The sequence below is a fragment of the Streptomyces sp. NPDC002092 genome (assembly GCF_053593775.1).
Map to the genome: position 1 here is coordinate 294,489 of NZ_JBSFDG010000011.1, position 15,292 is coordinate 309,780.

The window sequence follows — 15,292 nt, forward strand, 5'->3', positions numbered from 1 at the left end:
TCGGATTTCATTGCTCCACTTGCCGGGCCGAGTTTCCGAAGCTATAGCCAATAGAGAAAACGCTCCGCGGCGTTTACGAATTCAATTAAATATTGGATATCGCGGCCACGCCGACAGCCTCGAAATCGAACCAGGAGTGGTCTGCGCCGACTCCGACGAACTGCTGCACGCCACCCTCGACCAGCTCGGGCTGCCCCGCGAATACGCCGCAGCGGTACGCGGTCACCGCGACGCCCTGGCCGTCCTGCGGACCTCGAACCGGCTGTGTACCTACTTCAGCCCCGCGGAAGAGATCGGCCCCGGCGAGCGCACCGGCCGCTTCCGGATCGGCGGCCACCAGCCGGTCCTGGACGCTGACGGCCGCAGTCGCATCTCGGTGGAGGACGCGGCCGTCGCCATCACGCAATCGCGGCCAGAGCCGTTTCTCCGGACCTCCTCAGCGAAGGTCTTGGAGGGGCATGACCTGGCAACGGAGCGAGGAGAAAACCTCGGCTTTCACGCCACCGTGGGACTAGTGTCCTGCTGGTAGATCGTCCGACCGACGAGAGGGCTGAGTGGTGCTGACCACTACGCACCCCCCGTAGGTACCTCTGGAAAGCCCAGAGGGCCCTACGGAGGCTCTCGATGTCCCGAACCGTCCGCACAACTCCCCGGCGACTCCGGGTCCAAGACGTCGTTTCGGAGTCCATGTCCCTGTACGACCTGCGTTACACGCACGCTGAACTGGCCCAGGCCGCCCGCGAAGGCCGTCGCCCCGCTCCTACGAAGATGCTGCACCGGATCACCTCCTGGCAATGGATGGTGCTCTACTGCAGAAGGGGCTCGTTCTCTGCCGAGATCGCCACGGCTGAAGGCCGGGCCCGGCTCCAGGGTCGACTTGAGGCCCAGCGGATCCGCGGACTGCACCACGCTGGCCACAACCTTGACGACGCAGATATCCCTCCGGTCCGCCACCGTCACGGCGGGCTCTGGAACGCTTGGTAAGACACGAAACACCCAGGACTGACCGGCACGTGCGAGCACATGATTTGCCTGCGGCGGCCGGCCGAACGGCTTGGGCCCTCCTGTCCTTGTACCTGATCTCTGATCGCCGTCGGGCCGCTCACGGACTGCGGTCAGAGCCGTGAAAAACCTGCTCTGTCCGCAGTTCCGTGAAGGTCATGGCTGGGTGAGGATCCGCACCCTGAGGAACCCGGGGCAGCGACGAAAAAGGGTGGTGTCGGTGGAGTGGCGGAATGGCTGAGTGATCATGAGCTGATGGCCTGCTGTGCAGCATCGCTCAGGCCCGGCCGCCCGGATGGTCCTGCGCCGGTGGCATGACGTCGAGCTCGTAGGACTCTACTGTCGCCGACCAGGTCGCCGGTCGCTGGTCCCTGTACCCCTCACTCCTGGGGGTCAAGCGGTCGCAGGATCAAAACCTGTCGTCCCGACGGTGTGAGGGGTCTTCGCAGGCGGGACCTGTGAGGGCCCTTCTTCTGTGCGGGGGTCCGGCTTCAGGGGGGCACGAGGCGGCGGAAGGTCACAGCCGGACGATGACGAGGGCGATGTCGTCGTGGGCGCCGCCTGCTACACCGAGACGGGTCAGGAGGGTGTCGGCAAGGCGGTCCGGGCCGAGGGTGCGGTGCAGCCGCAGGACGTCGACCAGGCGGACGATGCCTTTCTCGATGTCCTCGTCGCGTCGTTCGATCAGACCGTCGGTGTACAGCACCAGGGTGGCCCCGGGCTCGTAGGGCTGCCCGGCCTGTGGGCGGGGCACGTGCTGGGGCCGGGCTCCCAGCGGCGGGTCGGTCGCCTTGTCCAGCAGGTCACAGGTGCCGTCCGGGTGCATCAGGATCGGCGGCGGGTGTCCCGCGTTGCTGTAGATGATCAACTGGCTGCGGGGATCGACGAGTGCCTTCACGGCGGTGGTGTTCAGCGCGCCGTCGACGGACCGTGCGTACAGGCCCAGCACCTCCAGCGCCCGGGCCGGTGACTCCAGTGCCCGGATCGCGGCACTGAGTGCACTGCGCAGCATGCCCATCACGGCGGCCGCCTCCAGGCCGTGGCCGACGACGTCGCCGACCGCCACCGCGAACCGGCTGTCGGAGAGGTTGACCATGTCGTACCAGTCGCCGCACACGTTCAGTGACCCGGTCGCGGGCAGATAGCGCACAGCGACATCCGAATGCCGGGCCAGGTCGGGCACCTGAAGCATGGCCTCCTGGAGGGTGACGGCCACCTGGCGTTCGCGGGTGTGGGCCAGCCGCAGCTCCTCGTTCAGCCGCTGCAGCTCACGGGCGCGTGCGTACAGCTCCGCCTCCAGCGCGTCGCGCTTGGTCAGCTGCTGCAGGGGCGGCTGGTTGCCGGCCACGCGGGCCTCGACGAAGGCGGTGACGTCCTCCACGCGGTGGATGATCCACTGCACGCTCCCGTCCGGGGCGAGGATCGGCGTGTTGATCGGGGACCACCAGCGCTCCTCGAACGTTCCGGGTTCGTCCATGACCGGGATGTCGTACTTCTGCAGCGCCATGGTGTCCGGCTTGCGCAGGCCCAGCACCCGGTGCAGGGAGGCGCTGAGGTTGCGCACGCCGTCCGCCTCGGGGTCGGCGGGGTTGTCGGGGAACGCCTCGAAGATCTGCTTGCCGAGCAGTTCCGCACGCATGCGGCCGGTCGCGTCCAGGTACGCCTGGTTGACCTCGACGATGACCAGGTCCGGGCCCAGCACCAGATAAGGGCTCGGTGTGGCGGCGAACAACGCCGCGTAGTCCATCTCCGGCAACGCAACCACCTCCGGCCGCCCCTCACCCTCACGCTAGGCTCCATCGAGCCGGTGCGCTCGGGTGAGGGCGACCGGCCGCTGGTGGCGCCGACGGCGCCCGAGGGCTCGCGGCAGCCAAAAGCGGTAGTTGCACGTGTGAATACCTGCGCAGGCTGTATGTGGGCGCGTCGGACGGTCAACGAGTGGACCATCCGGGCCGGGAAGGCCGAAATGCGACCTGTCGGTGCTGCTGTTGCCACGTTCGAGGATTTCGGACCGGAAATCCGGCTACCCGCCCGGCGATGCAGGCCTGGGCCTCGTTCTTGCGGTGGCTTCGAGCTGGGGCGAGCTCCCGCACGCCCCGAGCCGCGAGGACGATCCCCGCGCGGGGATGTCGTGCCAGGGGAGGGTGCGACTGCTCGCGCCCGGCGGCCGTCGCCCGTGCCGACCACGGGCGACGGCCGTCCCCCGCTCTCCCGGACCACGGGCACCTTGCACCCTCGCGCTGTCGAGCCGAGTCGCTGCCTGGCCGGCCCTGGTGCTCAGGAACCGCCGCGCTCGACGGGGATCTTGTGGCCCGCCTCGATGGCCACCGGCAGCCGGTTCTCGGCCGGGGGCAGCGGGCAGGTGGCCATGTCCGTGTAGGCGCAGGGCAGGTTCGCGGCGCGGTTGAAGTCCAGGACGACCGTGCCGTCGGCGGCGGGCGGATCGAGCGCCAGGGACCGGTTGGCGGCGTAGGTGGTGACCCCGGAGGTCGCGTCGGTGAACAGCAGGAACAGACTGCCCGCACCGCGTCCCGGGAACGCGGTCAGAGCCAGCTGCTGCCCGTCCAGTTCGAACTCGACCCTGCCCGGAGCGTCGTAGACGTGCTCAAGTCCCTCGACCGCGGCGCCCACGGCGGTCGGCCGCGGCTCGTCGAAGGGGACGTACCGGCCGGTCACGGCCCAGCGCGGGTCGGGCGCGTAGGCGGGAGTCCCGGTGAAGGCGGTGCGCACTGGCGCGTCCGGGTGCCGGGGGCGGACGATGTCGTTGCCGCCGCGCTTGGCGACCTCGATGACGGCGTCTTCCCAGACCGCGTGGATGTCGCCGCGCTCGGGAAGCACGCCGAAGCGGTGTTCACCGTGCACCGGGGTGCCGTCGACGACCAGTTCCTCGCCCTCGTCGAGGGTGACGACGACCCCCTCGGGGCCGGTGTACCAGGCGCCGGGCGCGTCGGGGAAGCGCTGCGGCCGGTCGTCGAGCCAGTGCTGGCCGGTGATGGCCAGGAACCCGTGCGGGTCGGCGAGCCGGGTCTCCTGGGTGCGGTACCAGTCAAGCCAGGTCTCGGTGAAGGCCTGCAGGTCCGTTGCGGTGGCCTCGGTGGTCATGTGGTCTCCTTCGTCCCGCGAGGCTCGGCCTCGCGCAGTGGCAAGGGGGTGGAGGTGGCTGAAGGCGGGGGCTTGCTCAGCCGGCCAGTTCGCCGAGGAGGGCCCAGGTGCGCCGGCGGTCTGCTTCTCCGGCGATCTCGGTGCTCGAGAACACGACCTCGGTGGCGCCGGCGTCGCGGTAGCGCCGTACCTCGGCCTCGACCGCCTTCTCGTCGCCGATCACGGCCAGGTCTGCGGCCCGTCGGCCGCCGGAGAGCTCGATGACGCGGGCGTAGGACGGGATCTGTTCGTAGAACGCGAGGTTCTCGGTGGCCTTCGCCCGCACCGCGTCCACGTCGTCCGTGACCACGCCGGGCACCAGGGCCACGATCCGGGGCGCGGGACGGCCGGCGGCCTCGGCGGCCGCGGTCAGGGCGGGAACGATGTGGTCCGCCAGGGCGCGCGGTCCCGCCAGATACGGCAGGATGCCGTCCGCCAGCTCACCGCTGACCCGCAGCGCCTGCGGCCCCATCGCGGCGACCAGCAGGGGGACGCCGCCTTCGGCGCCCGGGACGCGCGCCGGAATCGGGGTGGTGGCGGTGAGCAGTTCCCCGTGGAAGTCGGCCGTGCCGGTCTCCGTCAACTGCCGTAGCGCGACGAGGAATTCACGCAGGCGGGCGATGGGGCGTTCGAAGGGCAGGCCGAAGCCGCTCTCCGTCAGCAGTTTCGTGCCCAGGGCCAGACCGAGGTGGTAGCGGCCGTGTGTCGCGGCCTGGGCGGTCTGGGCCTGGCTGGAGACCAGCAGCGGGTGGCGGCCGAATACGGGGATGGCGGAGGTCCCCACCTGCAGTCCGGACACCTCGCGTCCGACGATCGCCGCGAGCTGGGGTGAGTCCGCGCCGAAGGTCTGACCGAACCAGGCCGACCGCAGCCCGGCGGCCGCGGCCTCCCGGGCCAACTGCACGGTGGCGTCGACCTGGTTCTGTGCGTCGGATGCGTTGAGTGCTACGCCCACAGTCATGTCAGTCGGAACGGATGCTCGGCGAACCCGCATTCCGCTCCCTGTGTGACAGCTTCGTGTCAGTCGTGTGTGGTGGTCAGCCGGCCTGCCGCTGGTCGGGTGCGGACCGGTGGGGGAGGGGTTCGCGCAGGCCGAGGTGGTCGCGGAGCGTGCTGCCGGTGCAGTCGGTGCGGTAGAGCCCGCGTTCCTGCAGTTCCGGGACGAGCAGGTCGACGATGCCGTCGAGGCCGTGGCTGCGCTTCTCGCAGTTCCCGACGCAGGGTTGCTCGACGACCGCGAAGTGCTGATCCGGGGAAGTTCCCGGTGTCCGCAATGCAAGACCTGTCCGGGAAGTCATTGACCAACCTCGCGGACCTCTGCTGAACTCCCGTTCCATGAACCCGCGCGTGGACCTGACCCGGCGGCGCCACATCGATCTGGCGCACGTCTCCAGCGCGTTTTGTTGTCGCTGACCCGGTAAGCGGTCCCCGGCGGCATCCGGTGATGCCGTCCTCGGGGATCTTCGTATCCGCGTCCTGAGCGACTCTTCTCCGGCCTCACCTCACGTCTCTCCCTCCCGGCTGAGGGAGAAGTGTCTGCGGGCGCAGTGTGCCGTCCCGTGGTCGCCGGCTGTCCCTGCGTCGCGGCCGCACCGACTGCCAAGTCCCCGTTCGGCCGCCTCGAACCGGTCGTTCACTCCCGCTCTTCACCCCTCAGCACCCAGCGGTGCGCCCGCTTCCTCCGAGAAGGGCCTCCCCATGCCTGTGTCCATCCGTAAGCTCACCGACCGCACCGGCGCGGTCACCGTAGACGTGCCGGCGGTGGCGCCATGACCGAGGTCCGCATCCCGGCCGCGGCTCTCGCCAAGCCGGTCCCGGCCGCCGAGCCGACCAGTGCGCGGCGACGCGAGGTGTTCCTGCCGCGGGACGCCCGCCGTCGGACGCCGCTCACCACTCTGCGCGAGCGGCTGCGCTGGCCGTTGGGCATCTACACGATCCCGGTCGTGGTCCTCGTCGCCTGGGAGTTCCTCGCCCGCGCCGGTGTGCTGGCGAAGACCTATGCTCCGGCGCCGACCGCGATCGTGAAGGCTGCCGCCGATCTGTGGCAACAGGGCGTCCTCGGGCCCGACTTGGCCATCTCACTGCAGCGGGCCGGCATCGGACTCGCGATCGGTCTGACGGTGGGCATCGTCACCGGTGTGCTCGGCGGGCTGCTGCGCAGCGGTGAGTTCCTGTTCAACGGCGTGGTGCAGGTGCTCAACACGATCCCCCTCCTCGCGGTGCTGCCGCTGATGATCGTGTGGTTCGGCATCGACGAGCTCACCAAGGTGCTGCTGATCTCGTTCGGGGCCGGGGTCCCGATGTATCTCAACCTGTTCGCCGCGATCCGGGGCGTCGACCAGCGGCTGATCGAGATGGCGCGTACGACGGGCGCGGGCCGCCGGCGGCTGGTGACGCGGGTGCTGGTGCCAGGAGCGCTGCCTGGGTTCCTGGTGGGGCTTCGGTTCTCCCTGGCGTACAGCGTCCTGGGCCTCGTCGCCGCCGAAACCGTCAACGCGGACAAGGGACTTGGCTTCCTCATCACCCAGGGGCAGACATATCTGCAGACCAACCAGGTCTTCGTGGGGCTGGTGATCTACTCGCTCCTCGGTCTGCTCGCCGATCAGTTCGTCCGGGCTCTCGAGCGGGTGCTGCTGCGGTGGCGGCCCAGTTATGAGGCGTCATGAGCAGCACAGTCGCGACCGAGCCGCGTCGGCGGACCGGGGTCGTCGTCGAGCAGGTGGTCCGTCAGTTCGGTGACCGGGTGGTGCTCGACCACCTCGATCTCACCGTCGGCGACGAGGAGTTGGTGATCCTGCTCGGCCCCTCGGGCTGCGGCAAGAGCACCCTGCTGCGGCTGCTCGCCGGACTCGACCGGCCCGACGCAGGCCGGGTGGAGGTCCCGGCACGGCGGGCGATCGTCTTCCAGGCCGACCGGCTGCTGCCGTGGCAGCGCGTCCTGCGCAACGTCACCCTCGGCCTGCGCGGACCCGACGCGGAACAGCGCGCCCGCGACGTGCTCGCCGAAGTCGGCCTGGCGGGCCGGGAGAAGGCCTGGCCCAAGGAGCTCTCCGGCGGCGAGGCCCAGCGGGTGTCCCTCGCGCGGGCCCTGGTCTCGGAGCCCGAACTCGTGCTGCTCGACGAGCCGTTCGCGGCCCTCGACGCCATCACCCGGCTGCGCATGCACGACCTCGTACGGGCCCTGCGCGCCAAGCACCACGCCGCCATGCTGCTCGTCACCCACGATGTCGACGAGGCGATCGCCCTCGCGGACCGCATCGTCGTCATGAGCAGCGGCCGCATCGGCACCTCGCACGAGGTCCGGCTCTGCGCCGCGGACCGCGAAGCGAGTGTCGCCCGCGAGGAACTGCGCGCCCGGCTCCTGGAAGACCTCGGCCTCGCAGGCCGGCACTGAACCACCCCCAACACCCTCACCCAGCACAGAAAGAACACGACATCCCGTGCGTCCTATGCGTCCAATTCGTAAGAGAACCAGCAGAGTCGTCGGCGCCGTGGGCACGCTCGCCCTGGCGGGCATGCTCGTCGGCTGCGGCTCGTCGTCGGGCACCGCCGCGCCGCTGAAGAACGCCGTCGACACGAGCGACGCCAAGCACCCCGACTGGAGCAAGTACACCTTCACCGTCGGCGACAACGGCGGTGACGGCAGCGAGGCCCTGGCGAAGCTGACCGGAGTCTTCGACAACGCGCCGTACAAGGTGAAGTTCGCCCGCTTCACCTACGGCCCGCCGCTGGTGCAGGCGGCGGCGTCGGGCGACATCGACCTGGGCAGCGTCGGCGACGTACCGCCGATCACCGGGGCCGCGAAGGAGTACGGCTTCAAGGTCGTCGCCGTCAACCGGTCGCTCACGCCCGACCAGGCGGTGGAGAACATCATCGTGCCGAAGGGCTCGACGCTGAAGACGGCCGCCGACCTCAAGGGCAAGAGGATCGCCGTCCCGCAGGGCAGCTCGGCCCACGGCCTGGCCCTGAACGCGCTGAAGAGCGTCGGCCTCACCCCCAAGGACGCCAAGCTGGTCTTCCTCGACCCGGCGGCCGCCGCGACCGCCTTCAACACCGGCAAGGTGGACGCCTGGTCGATCTGGAACCCGCAGTCGGCCATCGCGGTCAAGAACGGAGCCCGGATCCTGGTGAAGGGCCTCCCGCCGATCGACCAGACCAGCAGCTACTACGTCGCCAGTGACACCTCACTGAAGGACAAGACCAAGCGCGCGGCCCTCACGGACGTCCTGAAGAGGCTGTCGCGGGAGTTCGCCTGGGCCGTGAAGAACCCCGACACATACGCGCAGGCGCTCTCGCAGGAGCAGGGCATCCCGCTCGCCGACGCCAAGGCGTCCCTGGCGGCCTACTCGAACCGGGTGACCCCGGTGGTGCCGGCCGACATCGCACTGGAGCAGAAGCTCGCCGACGCCTTCCTGGAGGCGGGTCAGATCACCAAGAAGGTCGACGTCACGTCGATCGTCGACAACCTCCTGCCGGCCGGCTACGACAGCTCCACGTTGAAGGTCACCTCATGAGCGCGGGACGGCGGCTCCACCTCAACGCCTTCCTGATGGAGGCGGGCCACCACGAGGCGGCATGGCGGCTGCCCGACAGCAATCCGCGGGCGGACTTCGACCTGCGGCACTGGATCGAGCTGGCGCAGCTGGCCGAGAGCGCCAAGTTCGACTCGCTGTTCCTGGCGGACGGCCCCGCGCTCATCGGCACCGGCGAGTTCCGCCCGCCGGGCCAGCTCGAACCGCTGACCCTGCTGACCGCCCTGTCCCAGGCGACCAGCAGGATCGGCCTCATCGCGACCGTGTCGTCGACCTACAACGAGCCGTACAACCTGGCCCGCCGGCTCGCCTCCGTCGACCACGTCAGCGGCGGCCGCGCCGGCTGGAACATCGTCACCTCGGCCGGAGCCGACGAGGCCGCCAACTTCGGCCTCGACAACCGCCCCGACCACGCCGAACGCTACGCCCGCGCCGACGAGTTCCTGAAGGTCGCCAAAGCCCTGTGGGACAGCTGGGAGTCGGAGGCCGTCGTCGCGGACCGCAGCACGGGACGCTACGCCGACCCGGAGCGCCTGCACCGGCTCGGCCATGAGGGCAGGTACTTCAAGGTGGCCGGCCCGCTCAACGTCGAGCGCCCGCCGCAGGGTTACCCGCTGCTCGTCCAGGCCGGCTCCTCCGAGGACGGCAAGGACTTCGCGGCCCGGCACGCCGAGGCCATCTTCACCGCGCACACGACCTACGAGCGGGCTGCCGCCTTCTACGCCGACATCAAGGCCCGCACCCGGGCCGCGGGGCGCGACCCGGACGGTGTGATCGTCCTGCCGGGCATCGTCCCGTACATCGGGTCGACCGAGGCGGAGGCCCGGGCGCTGGCCCGGCAGTTCGACGAGCTGCGGGTGCCGGAGTACGGGCTGCGCCAGCTGGCCGCCGTGTTCGAGACCGAACCGTCGGTCTTCCAACTCGACGCGCCGCTGCCCGACTTCATCCTCGCGAGGCCGAAACTGGAAGGCTCACAGAGCCGTTCCGACCTGATCATCGACCTGGCGGTGCGTGAGCGGCTGACGGTCCGGCAGGTCATCTCCCGGCTCGGCGGAGGACGCGGCCACTTCGAGTTCGTCGGCACCCCCGAGCAGATCGCGGACACGATCATCGCCTGGTTCGAGGGCGGCGCGGCGGACGGGTTCAACATCATGGCCCCCGCCCTGCCGTCGGGCCTGGCGGCCTTCGTCGAACACGTCCTGCCGATCCTGCGCGGCAAGGGCCTGTTCCGCGAGGAGTACGAGGGCAGGACGCTGCGCGAGCACTACGGACTCCCGGTCCCGGCCAACCAGTTCCACGCCTGACCGGCCCTCCACGGGCGACCCGCTCACGACTCCCGCCGCTGCCACAAGCCGCAGCGGCGGGGTCCGCCGCCCCTGCCGCGGTTCATTGGGCGCCGGCGGCGGGCCGTACGACGATCTCGTTGACGTCGACCTGCGAAGGCTGGGAAATGGCGTAGGCGATGGCCTCCGCGACGGCGGAGGCCGGCAGCGCCACGGCGCGATAGGTCTTCATGGCCTCCCTGGCAGCGGGGTCGGAGATGCCGTCGGCGAGTTCGGACTCGGTCACGCCCGGGGAGACCAGAGTGACCCTGATGTTCCCGGTGGACTCCTGGCGCAGCCCTTCGGAGAGCGCGCGTACGGCGAATTTCGTCGCGCAGTAGACAGCGGCGGTGGGAGAGACCTCGTATGCGCCGACGGAGGCGATGTTCACGAAGTGCCCGCCACCCTGCGCGCGCATCGCGGGCAGGGCGGCGGCGATGCCGTGCAGGACTCCCCGCACGTTCACGTCGATCATCCGGTCCCACTCGTCGGTCTTCAGCGCCTCCATCGGCGAGAGCGGCATCACCCCGGCGTTGTTGACCACCACGTCCACTCGGCCGTAGCGCTCGCGGGCGGCGGACATGAAGGCCCGGACATCGGCGGCATCCGTGACATCCAGCCGCCGGAACGCCGCGGTGCCGCCCGCGGTGGTGATCTCCTTGGCCAGCGTGTCCAGACGATCGGAGCGTCGTGCCCCGAGGAACAGGCTGTGGCCGTCGGCGGCCAGCCGGCGGGCGGTCGCCGCTCCGATCCCGCTGCTCGCTCCGGTGACCACCACGACCTTGGCTGTGTCCGTCATGCCTGTGTTTCCTCTCGGTGGAGCACCAGATGCTCGTGGTGGAGCACGCCGTCACGGATGTCGCCCGTCGCGGTGAACCCGGAGTCGTCGACGTAGCCGATGTGGCTGCCGGTCACCGTGTATCGGCCCGTGTACGCGCTGCGTCGGTCGCCGCGGGCCTCTTCGTACCGGCCGTCCGCCCGCAACTCCTGGCGGATGTGACCGTCCGCGGTCACCCACATACCGACCACGTCGGCGTTGCCGTGCTCCGTCTTCCCTGACATGACGGACTCTCCTCGTCCATGGGTGCGAATCTGTCCTGCCCGACCGAGTCTGGACAGGTCGAAGACCGCCGACCAGGACGTGTGGTGCCTGGGTGCACCACACCCAGGCACCACACCGCCCCTGCGGCCTAGCCTGAGGGCATGACCGACAACCATCTGGGGGAGTTCCTGCGCGCACGCAGAGCGGCACTGGGGCCGCAGGACGTCGGCATGCCGAGCCACGGCGTGCGCAGGGTCGCCGGACTTCGCCGTGAGGAGGTCGCCGTCCTGGCGGGGGTGAACGCGGATTACTACACCCGCCTGGAACAGGGACGCGAACGCCACCCCTCGGCCCAGGTGGTCGACGCGCTCGGCCGAGCCCTGCTACTGGACCCCGACGCCCACGCGCATCTGCACCGGCTGGCCGGGACAGCGCCGAGCGACCGGTTCAACCACACCACGGACCGGGTCACTCCCGGCCTTCGCCAGCTGCTGGACGGCTACCCGGGCGCTCCGGCGTTCGTCATCAACCGGACCTTGGACGTCCTGGCGACCAACGCCCTGGCCGAGGCCCTGCACTCACCCTTCGAGCGGGCGGACAACCTGGCCCGCATGACCTTCCTCGACCCGGCAGGCCGGCAGTTCTACGCCCGGTGGAGCCACACGGCACAGGCCACCGTGAGCCACCTGCGCCAGGCGGCCGGCCTCGACCCGGACCACCCGCGCCTGCGGGAACTCGTCCGCGTCCTCTCCGAGCAGAGCAGGGACTTCACCCGGCTGTGGACCACGCATGCCGTGCGGGGCAAGACCCAGGACGCCAAGCACCTGCTCCACCCCGAGGTCGGCACCCTGGCCCTCACCTACCAGGCCTTCGACGTACGCGATGCTCCGGGCCAGCAACTCGTCGTCTACCAGGCCGAACCCGGCAGTCCCAGCGCCCAGGCCCTCAACCTGCTCGGTTCCCTCCACGCCACCTCGAACCGGACGGCCAGGTAGCCGAAACGCTCGGTCACACCCGGAGGCCGGTGCGGGCGGCGGCCGTGCTGGAGCGCAGCGAGATGGGGGGAGCCAGCAGGATGTGCCGAGGCGGGGTGTCGGGCGCGGCGATGCGTTCCACCAGCAGGGAAACGGCTTCTTCGCCCATTTCCAGGGCCGGTACGTCCGCTGCCGTGAGGGGCGGGCGGAAGTCCTCCGCCCAGGTCCTGGCCGCCACTCCGGTGATGGAGAAGTCGTACGGCACCCGCAGGCCGGTGTCCGCCAGCGCGCGCTGGATGCCGGGCAGGGCGGCCTCGTTGATGGTGGTGACAGCGGTGAGGTCCGGATGGCTGCGCAGGAGCGCATCGAGGCATTCCTGACCCGAGCGGGCATCGTCCCCGCACGGCACTTCGATGCCGTGGAGTCCGCGTTCCGCCACGGCGGCCTCGAAGCCGTCCCTGGCCCTGCACGCCGGGCCGTAACCGGCCGAGACGAGTTCCGGGGAACGGGTGATCAGCGCCACCCGGCGGTGCCCCAGATCGGCGAGGTGCCGCACGCAGTGCTGGACCAGGCCCGCGTAGTCGACGTCGATCCAGGACATCTGCCGGTCGCCGGCCGTGTGCCCGATGCCGACGAAGGGCAGCCCGGAGTCCTGCAGGCGACCCACGCGAGCGTCCTCCAGGCGTATCTCCATCAGGATGACGCCGTCCACGCGGCCTTCCGAGACCAGCCGCTCGAAGGACCGGTCGTGGTCCCTGCCGGAAGGGGACAGCAGCACATCGAGGTCGACCCGTGCGGCGGCGTCGACCACGCTTGCAACGAAGTCCAGTTGCATGTGTGTGAGCCTGTTGCGGGCCGGCGGGACGACGAGACCGATCGTCCGGGTGCGGCCCTCCTTGAGGGCCCTCGCGGTCGCGTTGGGGCGATATCCCAATTCGTCGATCACGTCTTGGATGCGTCTGCGGGTGCTGTTCGCGACGGGGCGTTTGCCGCTGAGCGCATAGGACACCGTGCTGCGTGACACGCCGGCGCGTCGAGCGATCTCCCCGATGTTCATGCAGCCCCCCGAGAACTCGCCCGCGGGCCGAAAGGATACCTCCGGCGGGGTCCTCGCGGCTGCGGTGGCCGTTCGAGTGCCCCGGCCCCGGGCCGACGAGGACGCCCGTGCAGGGAGCGAACCGGTTCCGCGCAAGCGCTTCGACGAACGTCACGGCCGGCGGTGACGCGAGGTCAATGGCGTGCCGTGAGGCGGAGGCGGCGCGACACGTGGGCCGAAGCCTTGCCTGCTTGGCCAGTGCGCGTCCTCAACGGGCCCTCCATAGTGCCGACATGGCCGCTGAGTCCTGCTCACCGGCAAGATGGAGGTCACCCGGGTGATCAGGGACCGGCCGTCGGGCACCCGCGCCCGGCCCACAGCGCCCGCACGGCGGGCGGTGGCGCCGCCGTGCGCCCGCCGTCACACCGCAACTTTTCGACGCTGCCGACGGCTTGCGAACCGCAGGAATCAGCAGTCGAATCGATTCCGCACCCTCCCCCGAAGCCTCTCTGCAATCCCACTGCAACAACGGCACGTTCAAGCGCTTCCGCAGCTGTCAGCGCCACCACCACAACCCGACCGGTTTGGCCCGGCGCGGTAGGGAGATCAGATGGGAACCACACGTACGAGACGCCGCCTGTTGTCCGGTCTCGGTGGCGTCCAGCAGTTGCTCGCCGCGGTACGGCACCGAGCCGGAGCGGCCAACGCACCGGACCGGGCACACGTTCCTCCGCCGACGCGCTCGCCCGGCAAGCTGCCGAAGGCGTTCGCCCGTGCGGGCGCCGCGACCGTGCTCGTCCTCGGCACACTTGCGGGCGCCACGGCCACGGCCGGCACGGCCCGTGCCGCCGCCTCCGGGCCGTGCGACATCTATGCGGCAGGCGGCACCCCCTGCGTCGCCGCGCACAGCACGACACGAGCGTTGTACGCCTCGTACAACGGGCCGCTGTACCAGGTCCGCCGTGCCTCGGACAACACCACGAGGAACATCGGCGTCCTGAGCGCGGGCGGATACGCCGACGCCGCCGCCCAGGACTCGTTCTGCTCGGGCACGACCTGTCTCATCACGGTCGTCTACGACCAGTCCGGCCGCGGCAACCACCTCACCCAGGCGCCCGGCGGCGGCGCGGCGGGCGGCCCCGACAACCTCGCGAACGCGACCGCCGCGCCCACCACGGTGGGAGGTCACAAGGCCTACGGCGTCTTCGTGGCGCCCGGCACGGGCTACCGCAACAACCACACCAACGGCATCGCGACCGGGGACAACCCCGAGGGCATGTACGCGATCTTCGACGGCACGCACTACAACGGCGGCTGCTGCTTCGACTACGGCAACGCCGAGACGGACAGCAACGACGACGGCAACGGCACCATGGAGGCCATCTATTTCGGCAACATCAAGGTCTGGGGGTACGGCAGCGGCAACGGCCCCTGGATCATGGCGGACCTGGAGAACGGCCTGTTCTCCGGTGTGAACCAGCACTACAACGCGAACGACCCGACGATCAACTACCGCTACACGACCGCCATCATCAAGGGCGGCCCGAACCACTGGGCCATCCGCGGCGGCAACGCCCAGTCCGGCTCCCTGTCCACCTTCTACGACGGAGTGCGTCCCAACGTCGCGGGCTACAACCCGATGCGCAAACAGGGTGCCATCATCCTGGGCACCGGCGGCGACAACAGCAAGGGCGCCCAAGGCACCTTCTACGAGGGCGTGATGACCTCCGGCTATCCGTCGGACGCCACGGAGAACGCGGTCCAGGCCAACATCACCGCGGCCGGATACAGCAACGCCTCCTCCGGCGGGACGGGAACCGGCGCGCTGCACGCCGTGGGCGCGGGCAAGTGCCTGGACGTGCCCAACTCCTCCACCACGGCGGGTACACAGGTGCAGATCTGGGACTGCAGCGGCGCCGCCAACCAGACCTGGACCCGTACGTCCTCCGGCCAGCTGACCGTCTACAGCGGCAGCAGCCAGATGTGCCTGGACGCCTACAACAACCAGACGTCCGCCGGCACCAAGGTGGTGACCTGGCCGTGCAACGGCGGCGCCAACCAGCAGTGGCAGGTGAACTCCGACGGCACGGTCAAGGGCACCCAGTCCGGACTCTGCCTGGATGTCACCGGCGCCTCCACGGCCAACGGCGCCCTGGCCGAACTCTGGACGTGCAACGGGCAGTCCAACCAGCAGTGGAGTCTCAGCTGACCTGAACGGCTCCCGACCCGTGGCCGGCCCCGCC

General features: G+C 70.1%; 13 protein-coding genes and 1 pseudogene. 6 read left to right on the top strand and 8 right to left on the bottom strand.

What is annotated here, in order from left to right:
* Positions 1-85: 85 nt before the first annotated feature.
* The 5 genes and pseudogenes from ACWCRD_RS26395 to ACWCRD_RS26415 all read right to left on the bottom strand — a co-directional run.
* A complete protein-coding gene (locus ACWCRD_RS26395; protein WP_450968242.1) occupies positions 86-337 on the bottom strand; it encodes a hypothetical protein in 252 nt (83 codons plus the stop codon).
* A 1,182-nt stretch (positions 338-1,519) separates the two neighbouring features.
* Positions 1,520-2,749, bottom strand: coding sequence for a PP2C family protein-serine/threonine phosphatase (locus tag ACWCRD_RS26400; RefSeq protein WP_450968314.1), 1,230 nt, complete (start codon positions 2,747-2,749; stop codon positions 1,520-1,522).
* A gap of 530 nt (positions 2,750-3,279) precedes the next feature.
* Positions 3,280-4,104, bottom strand: a complete 825-nt coding sequence (locus ACWCRD_RS26405) for a DUF1684 domain-containing protein (RefSeq protein ID WP_450968243.1) — start codon at positions 4,102-4,104, stop codon at positions 3,280-3,282.
* A 76-nt stretch (positions 4,105-4,180) separates the two neighbouring features.
* A complete protein-coding gene (locus ACWCRD_RS26410) occupies positions 4,181-5,104 on the bottom strand; it encodes an LLM class F420-dependent oxidoreductase (RefSeq protein WP_450968244.1) in 924 nt (307 codons plus the stop codon).
* Between the two features lie 76 nt (positions 5,105-5,180).
* A pseudogene (locus ACWCRD_RS26415) lies at positions 5,181-5,333 on the bottom strand (F420-dependent methylene-tetrahydromethanopterin reductase); the annotation flags it as partial.
* A 579-nt stretch (positions 5,334-5,912) separates the two neighbouring features.
* Between ACWCRD_RS26415 and ACWCRD_RS26420 the strand changes: the two are divergent.
* From ACWCRD_RS26420 to ACWCRD_RS26435, 4 genes are all read left to right on the top strand, one after another.
* Positions 5,913-6,809 (top strand): ABC transporter permease, encoded by an 897-nt coding sequence (locus ACWCRD_RS26420; RefSeq protein ID WP_450968245.1) that lies wholly within the window; start codon positions 5,913-5,915, stop codon positions 6,807-6,809.
* The gene (locus ACWCRD_RS26425; protein ID WP_450968246.1) at positions 6,806-7,537 is read left to right on the top strand and encodes an ABC transporter ATP-binding protein; all 732 of its coding nucleotides are present in this window, start codon (positions 6,806-6,808) and stop codon (positions 7,535-7,537) included. The genes ACWCRD_RS26420 and ACWCRD_RS26425 overlap by 4 nt, the downstream gene beginning before the upstream one ends.
* A 97-nt stretch (positions 7,538-7,634) precedes the next feature.
* Entirely contained in the window at positions 7,635-8,657 is a 1,023-nt protein-coding gene (locus ACWCRD_RS26430) for an aliphatic sulfonate ABC transporter substrate-binding protein (RefSeq protein WP_450968247.1), read from the top strand.
* Positions 8,654-9,979, top strand: coding sequence for an LLM class flavin-dependent oxidoreductase (locus ACWCRD_RS26435; protein WP_450968248.1), 1,326 nt, complete (start codon positions 8,654-8,656; stop codon positions 9,977-9,979). The genes ACWCRD_RS26430 and ACWCRD_RS26435 overlap by 4 nt, the downstream gene beginning before the upstream one ends.
* An 82-nt stretch (positions 9,980-10,061) precedes the next feature.
* On the opposite strand, the gene ACWCRD_RS26440 is transcribed toward ACWCRD_RS26435, so the two are convergent.
* Positions 10,062-10,796 carry an SDR family oxidoreductase gene (locus ACWCRD_RS26440; RefSeq protein WP_450968249.1) on the bottom strand — a complete coding sequence of 245 codons (735 nt, stop codon included), beginning with the start codon at positions 10,794-10,796 and terminating at the stop codon, positions 10,062-10,064.
* Positions 10,793-11,059, bottom strand: coding sequence for an Atu4866 domain-containing protein (locus tag ACWCRD_RS26445; protein ID WP_450968250.1), 267 nt, complete (start codon positions 11,057-11,059; stop codon positions 10,793-10,795). Before ACWCRD_RS26445 ends, ACWCRD_RS26440 begins: the two co-directional genes overlap by 4 nt.
* Positions 11,060-11,200: 141 nt before the next feature.
* Between ACWCRD_RS26445 and ACWCRD_RS26450 the strand changes: the two genes are divergently transcribed.
* Positions 11,201-12,034 carry a helix-turn-helix transcriptional regulator gene (locus ACWCRD_RS26450; RefSeq protein WP_450968251.1) on the top strand — a complete coding sequence of 278 codons (834 nt, stop codon included), beginning with the start codon at positions 11,201-11,203 and terminating at the stop codon, positions 12,032-12,034.
* Positions 12,035-12,047: 13 nt separating this feature from the next.
* On the opposite strand, the gene ACWCRD_RS26455 is transcribed toward ACWCRD_RS26450, so the two are convergent.
* Entirely contained in the window at positions 12,048-13,070 is a 1,023-nt protein-coding gene (locus tag ACWCRD_RS26455) for a LacI family DNA-binding transcriptional regulator (RefSeq protein ID WP_450968252.1), read from the bottom strand.
* A gap of 589 nt (positions 13,071-13,659) precedes the next feature.
* Here ACWCRD_RS26455 and ACWCRD_RS26460 point away from each other — a divergent pair.
* Positions 13,660-15,258, top strand: a complete 1,599-nt coding sequence (locus ACWCRD_RS26460) for an arabinofuranosidase catalytic domain-containing protein (RefSeq protein WP_450968253.1) — start codon at positions 13,660-13,662, stop codon at positions 15,256-15,258.
* The last annotated feature ends 34 nt before the right edge of the window (positions 15,259-15,292 follow it).